Genomic DNA, 17634 nt, shown 5'->3' with positions numbered 1-17634 from the left:
CCAGGACACCCTGGCCACGACGCCCCGGACGCCCCGGGCCACGGCGGCCCCCGCCCCGGCGGGCCCGCCCCACACCACCGGAGAGGCGATGAACGCGCGAATACTGGTCGTCGACGACGACGCCGCCCTGTCGGAGATGATCGGGATCGTCCTGACCGCGGAGGGCTTCGAGCCCGTCTTCTGCTACGACGGTGCCACCGCCGTGGACACCTTCCGGGCCGTGCGCCCGGACCTGCTGCTGCTCGACCTCATGCTTCCGGGCAAGGACGGCATCCAGGTCTGCCGCGAGATCCGCACGATCTCCGACGTCCCGGTCGTCATGCTCACCGCCAAGTCGGACACCGTCGACGTGGTCCGCGGCCTGGAGGCCGGGGCCGACGACTACGTGCCCAAGCCCTTCAAGCCCGCCGAGCTCGTGGCCCGGGTCAAGGCCCGGCTGCGCCCCGTGGAGCGCGCCAACTCGCAGGAGCTGCGGATCGGTGACCTGACCATCGACGTGAGCGGGCACAGCGTGCACCGCGGGGACCACGAGATCGGCCTCACCCCGCTCGAGTTCGACCTGCTCACCGCCCTGGCGCGCGCACCGCACCAGGTGTTCTCGCGCGAGATGCTGCTCCGCGACGTCTGGGGCTACCAGCACGCCGCCGACACGCGGCTCGTCAACGTCCACGTGCAGCGGCTGCGCTCCAAGATCGAGCGGGACCCGGAGAGCCCCGAGATCGTGGTCACCGTGCGCGGAGTCGGCTACAAGGCGGGCACGTCCGCCCGATGACCCCGCCGGACGCCGCCGCCTCCTCCCGGCGCCGCGGGCCGGCCGGCGCCGCGACCCGGCGGCTGCGGCTGGGGCGGCTCCTGCTGGCCCGCCGGTGGCGGCAGTCCCTGCAGTTCCGGGCCATCGCCGTGTCCCTCTCCCTGACCGCGCTGGCCTTCTTCGTCACGGGCAGCTTCCTCTCCCACCAGATCGCGGACCGGCTGTTCAACGAACGGCTGGACCAGGTCCTCGCCTCGGCCACCGCGGACTTCGAGCAGGTGCAGGCCAGCTTCGACGCCTCGGACGCCTCCGACCGGGACGAGCTGCAGGCGCTCGTGGCCTCGACCCTCGGCTCGCTCTCGGTCGACGGCGCGGAGACGGAGCGCTGGATCCTGCTCCCGATGGACTTCACGAGCGGACAGACCCTCATCCCGGCGCAGAGCCAGAGCCCCTGGATGACCTCGAGCACCGTGCCGCCGGAGCTGCAGGAGCGGCTCGCGGAGCAGGACGGGGTGTTCTGGCAGCCCGCCTCGGTCCGGGTCACGGAGAACGGGGAGGAGGCCCCCGTCATCGTCGTCGGCACGGTGGTGGACCTCTACCAGAACAGCCGCTACGGGCTCTACCTCGTCTACGACTTCTCCGAGCCGCAGCGCACCCTCGACGCGATGCACGCGGTGCTGCTGCTGTCGGTGGTCGTCCTGCTGCTGCTCGTGGGCGCGATCGTCTGGTACGTCACCCGGGAAGTGGTCCGCCCCGTGTCCAGCACCGCCCGCGTGGCCGAGCAGCTCGCGGACGGCGACCTGGGCGTGCGGATGCCCGTCAGCGGCTCGCACGAGGTCGCCCGTCTCGCCCGGTCCTTCAACCGCATGGCGGACAGCCTGCAGGACCAGATCACCCAGCTCGAGCAGCTCTCCTCGATGCAGCAGACCTTCGTCTCGGACGTCTCCCACGAGCTGCGCACCCCGCTGACCACGGTGCGGATGGCGGCCGAGGTGCTCTTCAACGCCCGCGAGGACTTCGACCCCGTCAACCGGCGCTCCGCCGAGCTGCTCTACCACCAGGTGGACCGCTTCGACGCCCTGCTGGCCGACCTGCTGGAGATCTCCCGCTTCGACGCCGGGGCGGCGCGGCTCGAGGTGGCCAGCGTCGAGCTGTTCTCGGTGGTGCACGACGTCGTGGAGGCCGCCGCCCCGCTCGCCGTCTCGTCCGGCTCCACGGTGCGGGTGCGCTCGGAGCTGTCCCGCTGCACCGTCCAGGGGGACCAGCGGCGGATCGAGCGGATCCTGCGCAACCTCGTGGTCAACGCCCTCGAGCACGGGGAGGGCCGGCCCATCGACATCGTCGTGGGGGCCTCCGAGGTGGCCGCGGCGGTGGCGGTGCGCGACCACGGCATCGGGATGACCGAGGAGGAGGCCGCCAAGGCGTTCAACCGCTTCTGGCGCGCCGACCCGGCCCGGGCCCGCACGACCGGCGGGACGGGGCTGGGCCTGGCGATCGCCACCGAGGACACGCGGCTGCACGGCGGGCGGCTCGACGTCTGGGGCGCCCCGGGGGAGGGCGCGTGCTTCCGGCTCACCCTGCCCCGGACCCGCGGGCGGCGGCTCGTGCCCGACGACGAGAGCCCGCTCGGGCTGCCGCCCGACGCCGACGCGTACCCGGAGACCGCGGTGGTGACGAGGACGGGGACCCTGGCCCTGGCCTCCGCCGCCGCGGCGGAGCCGGCGCCCCCCGCCGCGGCCCAGCCGACCGACGTCGAGGAGGACCGGTCATGAGCAGGACCCGGCGGCCGACCCGCACGGCAGCACTGGCCCTGGCCGCGGCCGTGGCGCTCGGCGGCTGCGGAGCCATTCCCCGGACGGGACCCGTGCACCGGCACGCGGAGCCCACCCGGTCCGCGGTCCAGCCGAGCTACGACGTCGAGCCGGCCGGCCCCCGCGAGGGCGCGACGCCGGAGCAGATCGTGCGGGGCTTCCTCGCGGCCGGGACCGGCGTGGCCGACGACTACTCCGTGGCCCGCGAGTACCTCACCCCCGAGCTCGCGGGCACCTGGCACCCCGACGCGCGCACCCTCGTGCACCGCGGCGACGCCGCGCCCGTGCCCCGGCTCGAGGACAACGAGTACCGGGTGAACCTCGAGGTGGACAGCGTGGTGGACGGCAGCGGCGTGATCGAGCGCAAGCCGGCGGGCGCCACCGAGGTGCTCGACTTCGACGTGGTCCAGGTGGACGGCCAGTGGCGGATCTCCGACGCCCCCGACGCCACGGCGCTCACCCCGGCCGACTTCGAGGACATCTTCGAGCCCCACCACCTCTACTTCGCGGACGAGGACCTGTCCAACGTGGTGGTCGACCCCCGCTGGTTCCCGGATCGGGTGCCCGTCTCGACGTCGATCGTGCGGGCCCTGCTCGGCGGCCCCGCGCCCTACCTCCGGGGGGCCGTGACCTCGGCGTTCCCGCCGGGCACCACGCTCGCCCGCTCGGCAGTGCCGGTGCGGGACGGCACCGCCACGGTGGAGCTCAGCGTGCCCGAGTTCGACCCGGCGAACATCGAGATCAACCGCCGGATGCACGACCAGCTCGCGCTGAGCCTCCGGTCGCTCACCGCGGTGAACGACGTGGAGCTGCTCGTCGAGGGGGCGCCCGTGGAGCTGGGCGCGGGGTGGACGGACGCCGCGCCCGTCCAGGACGTCACCGTCCCGTCCCGTCAGGTGGGGCTGCGCGAGGGCGACCTCGTGTTCTACCAGGGTGGCCAGACCGAGAACGTGGACGGGATCCCGCCGCTGGACGGCCACCACCCGTCCAGCCCCGCGATGGACGCCGCCGCGGAGCACTTCGCGTTCGTGGACACGGGCACCGGCTCGCTCGTGACCGTGGCCCGGGAGGAGGAGCCCGTGGAGCAGTTCAGCGGGACCGGCCTGACCCGCCCCAGCTTCGACGAGCACGGGTGGGTGTGGACCGGGGACTCCGCCGGGACCGTCCGGGCCGTGCGCGCCGCCCCGGGCGCCGGGGACCCGGTCCGCGTCGAGGCCTCGTGGCTCGCCGCTCGGACCGTGACCTCCCTGCGGGTCTCGCGCGGGGGCACCCGGGCGCTCGTCGTCACCGAGGACGAAGGGGTCTCCCAGATCTGGCTCACCGGTGTGGTGCGCGAGCCCGACGGCACGCCCCGCCGGCTCAACGAGCCGTTCCGGGTGGCCGCGGACGTGGAAGCGGACGCGGCCCTGTGGCTCAGCGACCGCGAGTTCGTCGCGGCCCCGCTCGGCGGCACCGGCTCCGTCCGGCCCCGCATCTACGACGTGTCCGGGCGCTTCCGCGAGCTGCCCGGCATCGAGGGCCTCACCGGCCTCAGCGGGGGCAACGGCACGTCCTCCGTCTACGCCGTGGCCGGCGGCACGCTGCACATGCTCACCGGCAACGCCTGGGCGCCGCAGAGCGAGGACGTCCTGGACACGGCGTTCGCCGGCTGACCACCCGCCGGGCCCGATCGCGGTCCACAGCCCCGGCCGTCCGGATCCTCGGCCGCACCCCGCCCGGGCCGGCCGGCGCGGGCCAGGATGGGCGCATGCCCGCGACACCGCCCACCGCCCGCGCCCTCGACCGGGCGGCCGCACGCGCCCTCGACCGGCTGGCCGAGGCCGCCGAGGTGCTCCTGCCCGTGGAGTGCGCCGTGTGCCGCGCCCCGGGCACCGCGCTGTGCCGCGCCTGCCGCCTGCTGCTGCGCCGGTCCTGCGCCCGCCCCTTCGAGGCGTCCTCGGCCGCGCCGCTGCTCGACCCGCCGCTGTCCGTCGTCGCCGCCGGCCGCTACGCCCACGGACTCGCCACCTGTCTGCTCGCGCTCAAGAGCACCGGGCGCACCGACCTGGTCCCCGTGCTCGCCGCCTGCCTGGCCACGGCCCTGCACGCGGCCGCCCCCGGCTGGCCGGCGGGGCCCGTGCTGCTCGTCCCGGTGCCCACCAGCCCCGCGGCCCTGCGGCGGCGCTGGTTCGACCCCGTGCGGCTGCTGCTCGAGGACTGCGCGCGCCGCGGCGCGCTCCCCGCCGGCGCGGTCGTCAGCCGCGGGCTGCGGCACCGGGCGGCCGGAGCCTCGCTGACCGGGCCGGCCCAGAAGCGGCTGGGCACCGCGGGCCGGCGGGCCCGCCCCGCGGGGTCCATGCGGGCCGCCGCGGCCCCCGGCGCCCGGTGCGTCGTCGTCGACGACGTGCTCACCACGGGGGCGACCCTCGGGGAGGCGGCCCGCGCGCTGCGGGCCGGCGGGGCCGAGGTGCCCGGGGCGGTGGTGCTCGCCGCCGTGCGGCCGCCGGCAGTTCCGCTCACCGCTGATCCGGGTCCGGCCCGGCCGGGTGAATATCCCGTGTGATTCAACTAACGTTGAGTCACGGGACGCAACAATCCTCCCGGGTGGGCGGCCCCATCCGCCCACGTCACCCCCGAGATTTGGAGGGCATCATGGAACTGAACGTCATGGGGCGCAACGTCGCCGTACCGGAGCGGTTCAAGGAGTACGCCGCCGAGAAGGTCGTCAAGTTCGAGGAGCTGGGCGAGAAGGTCCAGCGCATTGATGTCAAGGTCACCAAGGACCACGCGCTGCCCGGCCACCAGGGCATGGGCGTGGAGATCACGGTCTCCGGGCGCGGCCCCGTCCTGCGGGCCGAGGCGCGCGGCGACGACAAGTTCGCCGCCTTCGACGAGGCCTACAGCAAGCTCCTCGAGCGCCTTCGCCGGGCCCGCGACCGCCGCAAGGTGCACCGCGGCGCCCACCGTCCCACGGCCGTTCACGAGGCCACCGGCGCCCTGCCCGTGGTCCCCAGTTCCGGGCCCATCTACACCACCGCCGCGGAGCTCGCGACCGCCGAGCAGGAGGCGTTCGACCAGAGTGTGAGCCTCACCGACGCGGTCACCCCCGTCGAGATCCGGCGCAAGCGGTTCCCGGCCTCCGAGCTGAGCGTCGACGAGGCCGTCGACCACATGGAGCTCGTCGGCCACGACTTCTACCTCTTCGTCGACAAGGAGACCGGCGAGCCCTCCGCGGTCTACCGCCGCAAGGGCTGGAGCTACGGCGTCATCAGCCTCAGCGAGAACGGCGAGGAGTCCGAGGAGAGCGTCCGGGCCTATCAGCCCGAGCCCGCCGGCTGACCCCGCCCCCGTGACGGCGGGACCGTCCGGCTGGGTGCCGGCCGGGTCCCGCCCCGGAAGAGCCCGGTGGTCGCGGCCACCGGGCTCGTCCGCGCCCGGAAACCGGCACCGGCTCCCGTAGACTGGAGCGGGTGCCGGACACCCCCCCATCAGTCCCAGCACGGCAGTCGAACACGAGGAGCGTGTGCACGTGGCGTCATTCCTGGAGAAAGTCCTCAGGACCGGAGACAAGAAGGTCCTGACGAGGCTGCGGTCCTACACGACCGCCATCAACAGCCTCGAGGACGGCTTCCGGGAGCTCAGCGACGCGGAGCTGCGCGCCGAGACGGACGCGTTCCGCGCCCGGGTCGCCGACGGCGAGTCCCTGGACCGGCTGCTGCCCGAGGCCTTCGCCGTGGTCCGGGAGGCCGCGTCCCGCACCCTGGGCCAGCGCCACTACGACGTCCAGCTCATGGGCGGCGCCGCCCTGCACCTCGGGAACATCGCCGAGATGAAGACCGGCGAGGGCAAGACCCTCGTGGCGACGGCCCCCGCCTACCTCAACGCCCTCTCCGGCAAGGGTGTCCACGTCGTCACCGTGAACGACTACCTGGCCGAGTACCAGGCCAACCTCATGGGGCGCGTCTACCGGTTCCTGGGCATGGAGACCGGCGTGGTGCTGGCCAACCAGGACCCGGCGACCCGCCGCCAGCAGTATGTCGCCGACATCACGTACGGGACGAACAACGAGTTCGGCTTCGACTACCTCCGCGACAACATGGCGTGGAGCCCCGACGAACTCGTGCAGCGCGGCCACAGCTTCGCGATCGTCGACGAGGTGGACTCCATCCTCATCGACGAGGCCCGCACCCCGCTGATCATCTCCGGGCCCGCCTCCGGCGAGGCCAACCGGTGGTACACCGAGTTCGGCCGCCTCGTGCAGCGGCTCGACGCGGGCACCGACTACGAGGTGGACGAGAAGAAGCGCACCGTCGGCGTGCTCGAGTCCGGGATCGAGAAGGTCGAGGACTGGCTCGGCATCGACAATCTCTACGAGGCCCAGAACACCCCGCTCATCGGCTTCCTCAACAACGCCATCAAGGCCAAGGAGCTCTTCCGCGCCAACAAGGACTACGTGGTGCTCAAGGGCGAGGTCATGATCGTCGACGAGCACACCGGGCGCATCCTCGCCGGCCGACGCTACAACGAGGGCATGCACCAGGCCATCGAGGCGAAGGAGGGGGTCGAGATCAAGGCGGAGAACCAGACCCTCGCCACGGTCACCCTGCAGAACTACTTCCGCCTCTACGAGAAGCTCGCGGGCATGACCGGCACGGCCGAGACAGAGGCCGCGGAGTTCATGAACACCTACGGGCTGGGCGTCGTGTCCATCGAGACGCACCGCCCCCTCGTCCGCATCGACCGCCCCGACCTCGTCTACAAGAACGAGGTCGCGAAGTTCGCCGCGGTGGTCAAGGACATCGAGGAGCGGCACGCGAAGGGCCAGCCGGTCCTCGTGGGCACCGTGTCGGTCGAGAAGAGCGAGTACCTCTCCAAGCTGCTCGCCCAGCGCGGCGTCCGCCACGAGGTCCTCAACGCGAAGAACCACGCCCGGGAGGCCGCGATCGTCGCGCAGGCCGGCCGCAAGGGCGCGGTGACCGTGGCCACCAACATGGCCGGCCGCGGCACCGACATCATGCTCGGCGGCAACGCCGAGTTCAACGCCGTGGACCGGATGCGGGAGAAGGGCCTGGACCCGCAGCGGGACGCGGAGGAGTACGAGCGCGTGTGGCCGGACGTGGTGGCCGGCTGCGAGGAGGAGACCCGCGCCGAGCACCAGGAGGTGGTCGACGTCGGCGGTCTCTACGTCCTGGGCACGGAGCGCCACGAGTCGCGGCGCATCGACAACCAGCTGCGCGGGCGCTCCGGGCGGCAGGGGGACCCGGGCGAGTCCCGCTTCTACCTCTCCCTCGCGGACGACCTCATGCGGCTGTTCAACGCCGGTGCCGCCCAGCGGCTCATGGCGGGGGCGCCGGACGACACCGCGCTCGAGCACAAGATCGTCTCCCGCGCCATCGCCTCCGCGCAGAGCCAGGTCGAGGGGCGCAACGCCGAGCAGCGCAAGAACGTCCTCAAGTACGACGACGTCCTCAACCGCCAGCGCGAGGCGGTCTACCGCGACCGCCGCCGGGTCCTCGAAGGCGACGACCTCCAGGAGCAGATCGTCCAGTTCGTCGACGAGGTGGTCACCTCCACGGTCCAGGACCGCACGGCGGTCGGCCACCCCGAGGACTGGGACCTCGACGGCCTGTGGGAGTCCCTGCGCACCATCTACCCCGTGACCCTGTCGGTCGACGAGGTCGTGGAGGAGGCCGGGGGCCGCACGCGGCTCACGGCGGAGTTCCTGCGCGAACAGATCCTCTCGGACGCCCGCCTCGTCTACGACCAGCGGGAGGAGGAGGTGGGCGCGGAGGCCATGCGCAACCTGGAGCGGCGCGTGCTGCTGTCGGTCATCGGGCGCAAGTGGCCCGAGCACCTCTACGAGATGGACTACCTCAAGGAGGGCATCGGCCTGCGGGCGATGGCCCAGCGCGACCCGCTCGTGGAGTACCAGCGCGAGGGCTACGCGATGTTCCAGGAGATGATGGGCGCGATCCGCGAGGAGACGGTCTCGACCCTGTACCGGATGGAGATCCGCCGCCAGCGCGTGGGCGCCGACGGCGGACCCGTCGACCTGCAGATCCCGCGCCAACCCAGCTTCCTGCAGTACACCGCGCCCGCCGAGACCGGCGGCACGCAGACCCGCACGGAGCCCACCGCGGCGGGCCGCGACGAGGACGACGCGGACGCCGCCGCGGCCTCCGCCAACCGGGCCGGACGCCGGGCCCGCGCCCGGGCCGCCAGCGCAGAGTCCGCGGAGGGCTGAGCCCGCCGAGGACCGGGTCCGCCGGGGGTGAGCCCGTCGGGGGCTCAGCCTGCCGGGGTCGAATGCGCCGGGGCGGGGAGGCGGGGTCAGCCGACCTCGAGCTGCGTCACGCTCCAGCCCCGCCCCAGCCGCTCCACCCGCATGGCCACGGCCCGGCTGCGCCTCGGCTCGACCACCACCAGGGCCACCTCGTAGACCCCGCGCTCCACCCGGCAGACCCGGCACCTGCGCACGTGTGGGTTCCGGTGCAGCTCCTGCAGCGCGGCCTTGCCCTCGAACTGCTCCTGGAGCAGCCGGAGCATGTCGGCGCGCTGCTGGAAGCGCTCCACGATCTCCGGGGTGGTCCAGCGGCCCAGCTGTGCCGCCGGCCGGCTCCCGCCCAGCACCTCCACGGCCGCCTGGCCGATGGAACGGGCCAGGGCCGTCACCCGGCCCAGCTCGTCCTCGGCGTCGTGGCCCAGCACACGCGTGGCGCCCCACGTGTAGCCGCCGGGGGCCGTGGGCGGCGCCGGGCGCCCCCGGCGGGCGGGGGGCCCGGCCGCCGGCCGTCCGCGCTCGGGCGCGAGCGGACGGGCAACGGGGTCGGAACCGGCGGTTGGTGCGTTCATGACGGGCCTCCTGGGAACGGTGCTGCGGTGGGTCGATGGTGGGGTGCCGCGGAGCCGGGGCGGGTCAGGGCCCCCCGGCGCCGGGGACGACGAGCCGCTGACCCGGCAGGAGCCGGTGCGGCCCGTCCGGGAGCACCGGCCGGTTCAGCTCGTACCAGCGGGGCCATGCACGGGCGACCTGCTCGTCGGAGGCCTCCGGGCCCAGGTGGGCGGCTGCCAGGGACCACAGGGTGTCCCCGCGCACGACCGTGACGGCGCCGTCCACCGTGCGCTCCGCCACCGAGGGGCCGGTCCGCGGGAAGCAGGGATCCGGATCTGTCGACGGCGCGGGAGCTGACTCCCCGCCCGGGGCGGGCTCGCGGTCGGGGCCGGGCCGGGGTCCGGCACCGGGGGCGGGCGCCGGGCCCGGCGCCTCCGGGGCGGGGTTCGTCTCCTCCGGGGCGGACGTCGTCCCCTCCGCGGCGGGGGCCGGCTCCTGCGCGGACGCCCCGGCGCCCCAGAACGGGGAGGGAGCATCGACGGCGACCGCCGCCGGGGCCGCGAGCAGCTGCAGGCCCAGTGCCGTGGCCGCCGCGCGGCGCAGCAGGGCGGGGGAGCACCGCCCGCAGATTCCGGCCAGGCGCTCCCAGCGGTGGTGACCTGCCAGCACCGCGAGCACCGCCAGGGCGGTGGCCAGGATCCAGGCCGCCACCACGGCGCAGCCGAGCACGGCCGCCGCGAGCCCGATCAGCGTCCCGGTGTCCGGGCCCCCGCCGGTGCGGACGCCGCCCGCACCGGCCAGGGCGGCGCCGCAGGCCGCGGTGGCCGCACCCAGGGCGGGCACCAGGAGCACCGACCACAGCGGAGCGGACGCGGTGCTCGCGGATCCTGGGGTGCCGATCATCTAATCTCCCGGAAAGTGAGGTTTCATGTCATTTGACAGCATTTGTTGCTGTTTGACGTCGTGAAGCATTGCTAGCACTCCCTGGGTGCCGGTGTAAAGGTCTCAGCGGCCCGCGGTGGACATGACGTTCCTTGACGAGGGCAGGGCGGACGCCTACGTTGAGGCCCTGCGCGACCGGACGGCCCGGGAGCCGGAAGGGGAGGCCCTGCAGTGCGCTGGAAGCAGCTGTTCGCGGACCTGGAGGCGCAGCTGGCCTCCGCGCACCAGCAGGGCGTGGAGGAGGAGGCGGCGGAGCAGGCCCGCGCGGAGTACTCCCGGGTGCGCCTGACCGACCGGCTGCGCCTCCGGCAGGGCGAACCCGTTCGGGCCCTGCTCACCGGGGCCGTCCCGCTCGAGGGCCGGGTGCGCACGGTGGGCGCCGGCTGGGTCGTCCTCGAGGACCGGGGCACCGAGCACCTGGTGCCGCTGGGGGCTGTCCTGTGGTGGGAGTCCCTCGGCCGGGGGTGGGCGCCCGGTGACGACCCGCTGGCCCTGCGGCTCGGCCTGGGGCACGCGCTGCGCGCCCTGGCCCGGGCCAGGGCCGGGGTGCGGATCCGGCTCGCCGGCGGGGGACCGCTGGGCGAGCTCGAGGGGACGGTCGACCAGGTGGGCGCGGACTTCTTCGACCTGGCCCTGCACCCCGACGACGACTACCGCAGACGGGGCAGCGTGACCGCGCTGCGCGCCGTGCCGTTCCCCGCGCTGGTCTGCGTCTCCTCGCTCACGGCGGGGTGAGACGGTCGGCGGCGGCGTCCCGGTGGATCAGTCGAGCGCGCCCGAGCGCACCGCCTCCGCCGTCCGCTCGTAGCCGCGGGCGATGTACTCCTCCAGCTTGGCGGTCTCGACGCGCCACTGGCCGCGGCCGCCCACCTGGATGGCGGGCAGCTCCCCGCTGCGCACGAGAGCCCTCGCCTGCGTCGCCGAGATGTTGAGGATCTCGGCGACGTCCGCCAAGGTCAGGAAGCGCTGCTGCGCCATCCTCCGCCTCCTTGCTCGTGATTGCTCTCCCGTTCCAGTCTGCCACCGAAGAGACGCAACGGCTCCCCGTCCACATGCGGCGTCGCCACCGCCCGCCCCTGGCGGGCACGGGGGGCCGGGGCGCGCATCCTGTCCCCAGTTGTGCACCGACCGGTTCCCGGGGCACCACGGCCGCGGGCAGAATGTGGGCCACGAGCACGGTCCCCACGGCCGTGCGGGCAACGAGAGAGGCGGTCGCCGATGAGCGGCACGGTCAGGGGCACGGACACCCCGTCGGCCCGGTTCCGGAGACCGACCTGGCGGGACCCGAGGCTGCTCGCCGGGTTGCTGCTCGTGCTGCTCTCCGTCGCCGGGGTGACCGCCGTGGTCACCGCCACGAACCGCACGGACCCCTACCTGGCGGCCGCCCGGGACATCGAGGTCGGCCAGGACGTGACCGGGGAGGACCTGGTGGCCGTCGACGTCCGGCTGCAGGACGCGGCGGACCTCTACGTCCCGGCGGACGCGGCACCGGGGCCGGGCACGGTCGCGACGCAGCGGATCCCGGCGGGCCAGCTGCTGCCAGGGTCCGCGCTGGGCACCGCGGACCGGCTGGACCGCAAGCCGGTCGCCGTCCCGGTGGACCATCCGCTGCCCCAGGACGCCGGGGCGGGAACGCGCGTGGACGTCTGGGTCGCCGCCCAGAAGCCCTCCGGCCGCGGCCACGAGCCGGCCCGCCTGCTGCTCCCGGCGGCCGAGATCGCCGGCGTGCAGACGGAGCAGACCGCCCTCGGCGCGGGCCGCGGCACCGTGGTGCACGTCCTGGTCGAGGAGGACCCGATGGAGGAGCTCGTGGACGCGCTCGGCAACGACGCCCGCGTCACGCTCGTGTGGAATCCCGCGGGCGGCCGGTGATGGTCCTCCCGGTCATGGCCCTCGGGGTCTCCACCTGGCCCCTCGTCGACGGCATCGAACGGCTGCACGGACCGGTCACGGTGGTCCGCCGCTGCCTCGACCTCACGGAGCTGCTGGCCGCGGCGCGCGCCGGACTCGGCCGGGCCGCCCTCGTGGCGGAGGGTGCAGAGGACCTCACGGCGAGCCTGCTCGAGCAGATCCGGCTCGGCGGCGCGGCGCTGCTGGTGCTGGAGGGCCACGACCACCGCCGCCTCGCCGGTCTCGGTGCCGTGGTCGTCCCGGAGCGAGCGGCCCCCGAGGACGCCGCCCGCCTCGTCGAGGAGGCCGTCGCCGCCGCGTCGGGCGCACCGAGCGGGGTGGGCTACGCCGACGTCGTCGCGGCGGGCCGCGCCGACGGAACCGCCGCCGTGCCCGGCGCGCCCGCCCCCGCGGCCGGCGGGCACCCGCAGGAGGGGGAGGACGGCGACGGCGCCGAGTCCCCGGCTCCCCGGGGCGCCGGGCGGATCGTGGCGGTGTGGGGGCCCACCGGGGCACCGGGCCGGACCACGGTGGCCGTCAACCTCGCCGCGGAGCTCGCGCTCCTGGGGCAGGACACGGCACTCGTCGACGCGGACACCTACGGACCCTCGGTGGCCGCGGCCCTCGGGATGCTGGACGAGGCGGCGGGTCTCGCCCAGGCGTGCCGGCTCGCCGACCAGGGGCGGCTGGACGGGACGAACCTGCGGCGGACGGCCGCCGACGTGGCCGTCGCCGGGCGCACCGTCCGGGTGCTCACGGGGCTGACCCGTCAGGACCGCTGGCCGGAGCTGCGCTCGAGCGCCGTGGCGGCGGTGCTGGAGCGCTCGGTGCAGGAGTTCGGCACCACGGTGGTGGACTGCGGCTTCGCGCTGGAGGCCGACGAGGAGCTCACCGTCGACACCATGGCTCCCCGCCGGCACGCGGCGGCCCTCACGGTCCTGGAGCGCGCCGACGTGGTGGTGGCCGTGGGCGCCGCGGACACCATCGGCGTGCCGAGGCTGCTGAAGGCGTTGCCGGACGTCGCCGCGGCCGCGCCCGGGGCCCGGCTCGTCGTCGCCGTCAACAAGCTGCGCCGCTCGGCGGCGGGACGCTCACCCGAGCTGGGGGTCCAGGAGGCGTGGGCGCGGTTCGGCTCCGGCCCGGCGGTCGAGCTGTTCGTGCCGTGGGACCCGGAGACCTGCGACGAGGCGCTGCTGGCCGGGGCCGTCCTCGCGGAGACCGCGGCGGGATCCTCCGTGCGGGCCGCGCTCCGGGAGCTGGCCGGCCGGGTGCTCGCCGAGCCAGGGGAGGCGGGGGCGGACGAGGACCCGCTCGTGCGCGGTACTAGGCTGGGCGGCAGGATCGGGGCCTGGCTGCGGCGCTGATCGCGGGGGCGCCGTCCGGCCCCTCCCCACCTGCGACCACCGGAGGCGACGTGGCGTTCACGGAACCGCTCAGGGACACCAAGGACTTCGGGCCCGGGGACTACGAGTGGCTCCACCTGCTCGTGGGGGACTGGCAGCTCATCTCCGACCTCGCCTTCGGCGACCTGATCCTCAGCTTCCCGGCCGACTACATCCCGGCCGCGGGCAGCGGCAACGGGCGAGGCATGCCGGCCCCCGGTAGCTCGTTCCGGGTGCTCGCCCACGTGCGGCCGGCGACGGGTCCCACGGTCTTCCACAAGGACATGGTGGGCGAGCTGCTGCCCGACGAGCTGAGCGGGCCCCTGCGGGCCGCCTGGGTCGGCCGGCGGATCGAGCGGGTGCGCCCGTCGGGGGAGGGGGCCGGTGCCTCCGGCCCGGTCAAGGTGGTCCCGCTCGTGCGCAAGGGGCGGACGCTCGCCCTGCTGACCCTGCACGCCGGACGGGCACCGGGTCAGGTGGTCTCCCGGCAGGAGATCGTCTACCGCGAGACCGCCGACGCGCTGCTGCGGATGGCCAACGAGGGCCTGTGGCCGGACTTCTCCGCCCCGACGGGCTCGCGCCGCGGCGCGCCGCGCGTCGGGGACGGCGCGATCCGGCTCGACGCCGAGGACCGCGTGACCTACGTCTCGCCCAACGCGGAGTCGGCGCTGCGCCGACTGGGGATCGACGGGGAGCTGCTCGGGGAGCGACTCATGGACCTCGTGCCTCCCGTGCTGGTGCCGGGGGCGGACTCGGACGAGACCCTCGCCCCCGTGCTCAGCGGCCGGACGGCGTGGCGCAGCGAGGTGGAGGGCGCACGCGTGAGCGTGAACTTCCGCTCCGTCCCGCTGCGGGACCGGTCCGGACGGCTCGGCGCGGTGCTGCTCTGCCGGGACGTCACCGAGCTGCGCCGCCGGGACCTGGAGCTCGTCTCGAAGGACGCGACCGTGCGGGAGATCCACCACCGCGTCAAGAACAACCTGCAGACGGTCTCCGCGCTGCTGCGCCTGCAGGCCCGGCGGATGACCACGGACGAGGCGCGGCACGGGCTGGAGCAGGCCATGCGCCGGGTCGCGACCATCGCGATGGTGCACGAGACGCTCTCCCAGGGGTTCACGCAGAACGTGGACTTCGACGAGCTCATCGCCCGGCAGTTCCGGCTCGCGGCGGAGGTGGCCGCGCCCGAGCAGACGGTGCACACGCGGATCATCGGGGAGTTCGGGGAGCTGCCGACCCGCCTGGCCACCCCGCTGGCGCTCGTGATCAACGAGCTCGTCACGAACGCGGTCGAGCACGGCCTCGCCGGGCGGACCGGAACGGTCACCCTGGAGGCGTCCAGGGTGCAGGACGAGGACGGCGCCGGTCAGCTGCTCGAGGTGGTGGTGAGCGACGACGGCGCCGGGATGGGCGACGTGGTCATCGAGGAATCCGGGGTCGGCGCCTTCCGCAGGGCGGGCGGCGGCGAGGGGCTCGGGATGCAGATCGTGCGCACCCTCGTGGCGGGCGAGCTCGGGGGCTGGATCCGCTGGGAACCGCGGCAGGGCGGGGGCACCGAGGTGACGGTGTGCGCCCGCCTCGACGACTGATCCGGCGAGGGCCCGGGAAGCGGCGAGGACCGGGACCCCGCAGGGTTCCCGGTCCTCGGTGCGAGCGGAGCGCTCAGGAGGCGCGGCGGGCGCGGGCGGCGCGGCGCTTGAGGGCGCGGCGCTCGTCCTCGCTCATCCCGCCCCAGACGCCCGCGTCCTGGCCGGACTCGAGGGCCCACTGCAGACAGGTGTCCATCACCGGGCAGCTGCGGCACACGGCCTTCGCCTCCTCGATCTGCAGGAGAGCAGGTCCGGTGTTGCCCACGGGGAAGAACAGCTCGGGATCCTTCTCCAGGCATGCTGCGCGACTACGCCAATCCATGGTCAGCGATCGCTCCTTTCAAGGGTGGGTCCCGTCGGGGCAGGGCAGAAGGATCCTGCGGCGGCCGCGTCCGGGACAAGAGAAAAGGCCCATTCGCACGGGCCTTGTGAAGAACTGACGTCCACCTTCCCACGCCGGAGGGGTGCGGACAAGGGCTTTGGGTGGCGCGTCACAGCCCGGTCGGTGAGGCGTTGCTCACAGGACGCCCGGCCCCGGGCCGCCGCACGATCCGCACGGCGGGCCGCGCCGGCGGCGGGCGGACTAGGGTGGCGGGGAGCGCCGGGGCCCGCCGCCCGGCCGGAAGGAGAACCCCATGCCCACCCCCTCCCGGGACGCCCGGCCCCGCGCGGTCGCGGTCCTGACCGGCGTGGTGCTGCTCGAGGCACTGGTCCTCGCCGGGGCCGCCCTGCGGCTGGTCTGGTCCCTCCTGTTCGAGGAGCCCCTGACCGTGGGCGGAACGGTCTTCCTCGCGGCGGTCTTCGCCGGGGGCGCCCTGTGGCTGCTGCGCGTGGGCCGGGGCCTCTGGCGCGGCTTCCGGTGGCCCCGCGCGGCCGCGCTCGTGGTCCAGCTCTTCCTCCTGGTGCTCGCCTACCCCCTGCTCCGGTCGGGGCAGTGGGGGCCCGGGCTCGCGACGGCGGTGCCGGCCCTCGTCGTGCTCGTCCTGCTCTTCCGGCCGGGCGTGCTCGCGTGGACGAGCCGCACCGTCCGGTGAGCGGGTCCGCCCGGCCGGCCCCCGCGGCCCCGGGGCGCGCCCGCCCGGGACGGCCGGGCAGGACCAGTACAGTTGGAGCGCCCGTGGCCGACGTCGTCGTGCCCGGCCCCCGTCCGTTCCGTCCCCTCCCGTCGAGCAGCTCCGAACAGGTGGTCCCGTGACTCCCCGCCGCATCGTCATCGTCAGCCGCATCTTCGCCCCCGAGCCGGCCGCCGCGTCCTTCCGGCTGCGGGCCCTGGCCCGTGGCCTGACCGAGGCGGGGGCGGAGGTCACGGTCCTCACCACGCGTCCGCCCGCCGGGTCCGTCATCGAGCCGGAGCCCTACGACGTGCGCCGGTGGCCCGTCCTGCGCGACCGGTTCGACTACGTGCGCGGGATCGTCCAGTACCTCAGCTTCGACGTCCCCGTCCTCTTCCGGCTGCTGGCCACCCGGGCCGACCTCGTGGTCAGCGAACCGCCCCCCACCACGGGGATGGCCGTGCTCGTCTCCTCGCTCCTGCGGGGCCGTCCCTACGTCTGGTACGCCCCCGACATCTGGACCACCGCCGCCGAGAAGATGGAGGTCTCCGCGCCGGTGAAGCGAGCCATGCGCGTCATGGAGACCCTCGCGGCCCGGCGGGCCGCGGGCGTGCTCACCGTGTCCGAGGCCATGGGCCGCGAGCTGCAGTCCGTCACCGGCGTGGCCTGGGAGAAGGTGCTCGTGGCGGAGAACGGCATCGACACCGACGTCTTCCGCCCCGACGGACCGGTCGCCGAGCCCGGCGCCCCCTACTTCGTCTACGCCGGGTCGATGTCCGAGTGGCAGGGCGCCGACGTCTTCGTCCGCGCCATGCCCCGCGTCCTCGAGGCCCACCCCGACGCCCGCCTGCGCTTCTTCGGCAGGGGCTCCGACATCGACCGCGTCCAGGAGATCGCCGAGCGGCTCGCCCCGGGGAGCGTGCTCTTCGAGGGGCTGCGCCCCGCCGCCGAGACCGCGGAGTGGACCCGGGGGGCCGTCGCAGCCCTGGGCGCGGTGCTCCCGGGCATCGGCTACGACTTCACCAAGCCCACCAAGATCTACGCCGCCGCCGCGTGCGGGACGCCGGTCGTCTACGCGGGGGCGGGGGTCGCGGCCGAGCTCGTGCAGGACAACGGCCTGGGCGCGGCCGTCGACCACGACGCCGACGCGGTGGCCGAGGCCATGATCGCCGCCCTCGACCGCCGGCTCGACCCGGCGCTGGCCGAGGACAACGACCGGGAGCGCCGCCGCCGGGCCGCCTGGGCGGCCGAGAACGCCTCCCTGGCGGCCTCCGGTCGCCTCGCCGCCGAGTGGGTGCTCCAGGGCTTCCCCGACTGATCAGGTACTTTGGTACGCAGCGCACGCCCGGCGCGCCCGTGCCGCCCCCTCACCGGCCGGACGCCGGCCGGGCCCACCAGGACACCAACCC

General features: G+C 74.8%; 16 protein-coding genes. 12 read left to right on the top strand and 4 right to left on the bottom strand.

Annotated elements, in window-relative coordinates:
- Positions 1-88: 88 nt before the first annotated feature.
- The 6 genes from mtrA (at position 89) to secA (ending at position 8785) form a co-directional block, all read left to right on the top strand.
- Positions 89-772, top strand: a complete 684-nt coding sequence (mtrA, locus tag RF644_RS13545; protein ID WP_017833623.1) for an MtrAB system response regulator MtrA — start codon at positions 89-91, stop codon at positions 770-772.
- A complete protein-coding gene (gene mtrB, locus RF644_RS13540) occupies positions 769-2523 on the top strand; it encodes an MtrAB system histidine kinase MtrB (RefSeq protein ID WP_368796864.1) in 1755 nt (584 codons plus the stop codon). Before mtrA ends, mtrB begins: the two co-directional genes overlap by 4 nt.
- Positions 2520-4214, top strand: a complete 1695-nt coding sequence (locus RF644_RS13535) for an LpqB family beta-propeller domain-containing protein (protein WP_368796862.1) — start codon at positions 2520-2522, stop codon at positions 4212-4214. Before mtrB ends, RF644_RS13535 begins: the two co-directional genes overlap by 4 nt.
- 95 nt (positions 4215-4309) lie before the next feature.
- Positions 4310-5104, top strand: a complete 795-nt coding sequence (locus RF644_RS13530) for a ComF family protein (protein WP_368796861.1) — start codon at positions 4310-4312, stop codon at positions 5102-5104.
- A gap of 89 nt (positions 5105-5193) precedes the next feature.
- On the top strand, positions 5194-5880 hold the full coding sequence (gene raiA / locus RF644_RS13525) for a ribosome-associated translation inhibitor RaiA (RefSeq protein WP_017833627.1): 687 nt from the start codon (positions 5194-5196) through the stop codon (positions 5878-5880).
- Between the two features lie 190 nt (positions 5881-6070).
- Entirely contained in the window at positions 6071-8785 is a 2715-nt protein-coding gene (secA, locus tag RF644_RS13520; protein ID WP_133411292.1) for a preprotein translocase subunit SecA, read from the top strand.
- A gap of 86 nt (positions 8786-8871) precedes the next feature.
- On the opposite strand, the gene RF644_RS13515 is transcribed toward secA, so the two are convergent.
- Together RF644_RS13515 and RF644_RS13510 are read right to left on the bottom strand one after the other, a co-directional pair.
- Positions 8872-9393 carry an Rv3235 family protein gene (locus RF644_RS13515; RefSeq protein ID WP_368796860.1) on the bottom strand — a complete coding sequence of 174 codons (522 nt, stop codon included), beginning with the start codon at positions 9391-9393 and terminating at the stop codon, positions 8872-8874.
- 64 nt (positions 9394-9457) lie between these two features.
- Positions 9458-10276 (bottom strand): LysM peptidoglycan-binding domain-containing protein, encoded by an 819-nt coding sequence (locus RF644_RS13510; RefSeq protein ID WP_368796859.1) that lies wholly within the window; start codon positions 10274-10276, stop codon positions 9458-9460.
- Positions 10277-10486: 210 nt separating this feature from the next.
- Here RF644_RS13510 and RF644_RS13505 point away from each other — a divergent pair, with 210 nt between their 5' ends.
- The gene (locus tag RF644_RS13505; protein WP_368796858.1) at positions 10487-11050 is read left to right on the top strand and encodes a hypothetical protein; all 564 of its coding nucleotides are present in this window, start codon (positions 10487-10489) and stop codon (positions 11048-11050) included.
- A gap of 27 nt (positions 11051-11077) precedes the next feature.
- Here the strand turns inward: RF644_RS13505 and RF644_RS13500 are convergent, their stop codons facing one another.
- Positions 11078-11293, bottom strand: coding sequence for a helix-turn-helix domain-containing protein (locus RF644_RS13500; RefSeq protein WP_017833632.1), 216 nt, complete (start codon positions 11291-11293; stop codon positions 11078-11080).
- Positions 11294-11533: 240 nt separating this feature from the next.
- Between RF644_RS13500 and RF644_RS13495 the strand changes: the two genes are divergently transcribed.
- From RF644_RS13495 to RF644_RS13485, 3 genes are read left to right on the top strand one after another with little or no spacing between them, the layout of a single operon-like run.
- The gene (locus RF644_RS13495; protein ID WP_368796857.1) at positions 11534-12187 is read left to right on the top strand and encodes an SAF domain-containing protein; all 654 of its coding nucleotides are present in this window, start codon (positions 11534-11536) and stop codon (positions 12185-12187) included.
- Positions 12187-13569, top strand: coding sequence for a CpaE family protein (locus RF644_RS13490; RefSeq protein WP_368796873.1), 1383 nt, complete (start codon positions 12187-12189; stop codon positions 13567-13569). Before RF644_RS13495 ends, RF644_RS13490 begins: the two co-directional genes overlap by 1 nt.
- A gap of 50 nt (positions 13570-13619) precedes the next feature.
- Positions 13620-15173: a sensor histidine kinase gene (locus RF644_RS13485; RefSeq protein WP_017833635.1), complete on the top strand. Its 1554-nt coding sequence runs from the start codon at positions 13620-13622 to the stop codon at positions 15171-15173.
- 73 nt (positions 15174-15246) lie between these two features.
- On the opposite strand, the gene RF644_RS13480 is transcribed toward RF644_RS13485, so the two are convergent.
- Entirely contained in the window at positions 15247-15495 is a 249-nt protein-coding gene (locus tag RF644_RS13480) for a WhiB family transcriptional regulator (protein WP_017833636.1), read from the bottom strand.
- Positions 15496-15808: 313 nt separating this feature from the next.
- Between RF644_RS13480 and RF644_RS13475 the strand changes: the two genes are divergently transcribed.
- Together RF644_RS13475 and RF644_RS13470 are read left to right on the top strand one after the other, a co-directional pair.
- Positions 15809-16207 (top strand): hypothetical protein, encoded by a 399-nt coding sequence (locus RF644_RS13475; RefSeq protein WP_368796856.1) that lies wholly within the window; start codon positions 15809-15811, stop codon positions 16205-16207.
- Positions 16208-16364: 157 nt separating this feature from the next.
- Complete coding sequence (locus RF644_RS13470) at positions 16365-17543, top strand: glycosyltransferase family 4 protein (RefSeq protein WP_368796855.1); 1179 nt, start codon at positions 16365-16367, stop codon at positions 17541-17543.
- Positions 17544-17634 lie beyond the last annotated feature (91 nt).

This window comes from Kocuria sp. CPCC 205258 (assembly GCF_040981005.1).
Taxonomy (GTDB): Bacteria; Actinomycetota; Actinomycetes; order Actinomycetales; family Micrococcaceae; genus Kocuria; species Kocuria rosea.
The sequence above is the reverse complement of the archived record's forward strand: the minus strand, read 5'-3'. Positions and strand labels throughout refer to the sequence as shown.

What these genes read in the sequence shown, in the direction of transcription:
- mtrA (WP_017833623.1), top strand. Translation starts at nt 89, where the DNA reads ATGAACGCGCGAATACTGGTCGTCGACGACGACGCCGCCCTGTCGGAG.
- mtrB (WP_368796864.1), top strand. Translation starts at nt 769, where the DNA reads ATGACCCCGCCGGACGCCGCCGCCTCCTCCCGGCGCCGCGGGCCGGCC.
- RF644_RS13535 (WP_368796862.1), top strand. Translation starts at nt 2,520, where the DNA reads ATGAGCAGGACCCGGCGGCCGACCCGCACGGCAGCACTGGCCCTGGCC.
- RF644_RS13530 (WP_368796861.1), top strand. Translation starts at nt 4,310, where the DNA reads ATGCCCGCGACACCGCCCACCGCCCGCGCCCTCGACCGGGCGGCCGCA.
- raiA (WP_017833627.1), top strand. Translation starts at nt 5,194, where the DNA reads ATGGAACTGAACGTCATGGGGCGCAACGTCGCCGTACCGGAGCGGTTC.
- RF644_RS13515 (WP_368796860.1), bottom strand. Translation starts at nt 9,393, where the DNA reads ATGAACGCACCAACCGCCGGTTCCGACCCCGTTGCCCGTCCGCTCGCG.
- RF644_RS13510 (WP_368796859.1), bottom strand. Translation starts at nt 10,276, where the DNA reads ATGATCGGCACCCCAGGATCCGCGAGCACCGCGTCCGCTCCGCTGTGG.
- RF644_RS13500 (WP_017833632.1), bottom strand. Translation starts at nt 11,293, where the DNA reads ATGGCGCAGCAGCGCTTCCTGACCTTGGCGGACGTCGCCGAGATCCTC.
- RF644_RS13495 (WP_368796857.1), top strand. Translation starts at nt 11,534, where the DNA reads ATGAGCGGCACGGTCAGGGGCACGGACACCCCGTCGGCCCGGTTCCGG.
- RF644_RS13490 (WP_368796873.1), top strand. Translation starts at nt 12,187, where the DNA reads ATGGTCCTCCCGGTCATGGCCCTCGGGGTCTCCACCTGGCCCCTCGTC.
- RF644_RS13480 (WP_017833636.1), bottom strand. Translation starts at nt 15,495, where the DNA reads ATGGATTGGCGTAGTCGCGCAGCATGCCTGGAGAAGGATCCCGAGCTG.
- RF644_RS13475 (WP_368796856.1), top strand. Translation starts at nt 15,809, where the DNA reads ATGCCCACCCCCTCCCGGGACGCCCGGCCCCGCGCGGTCGCGGTCCTG.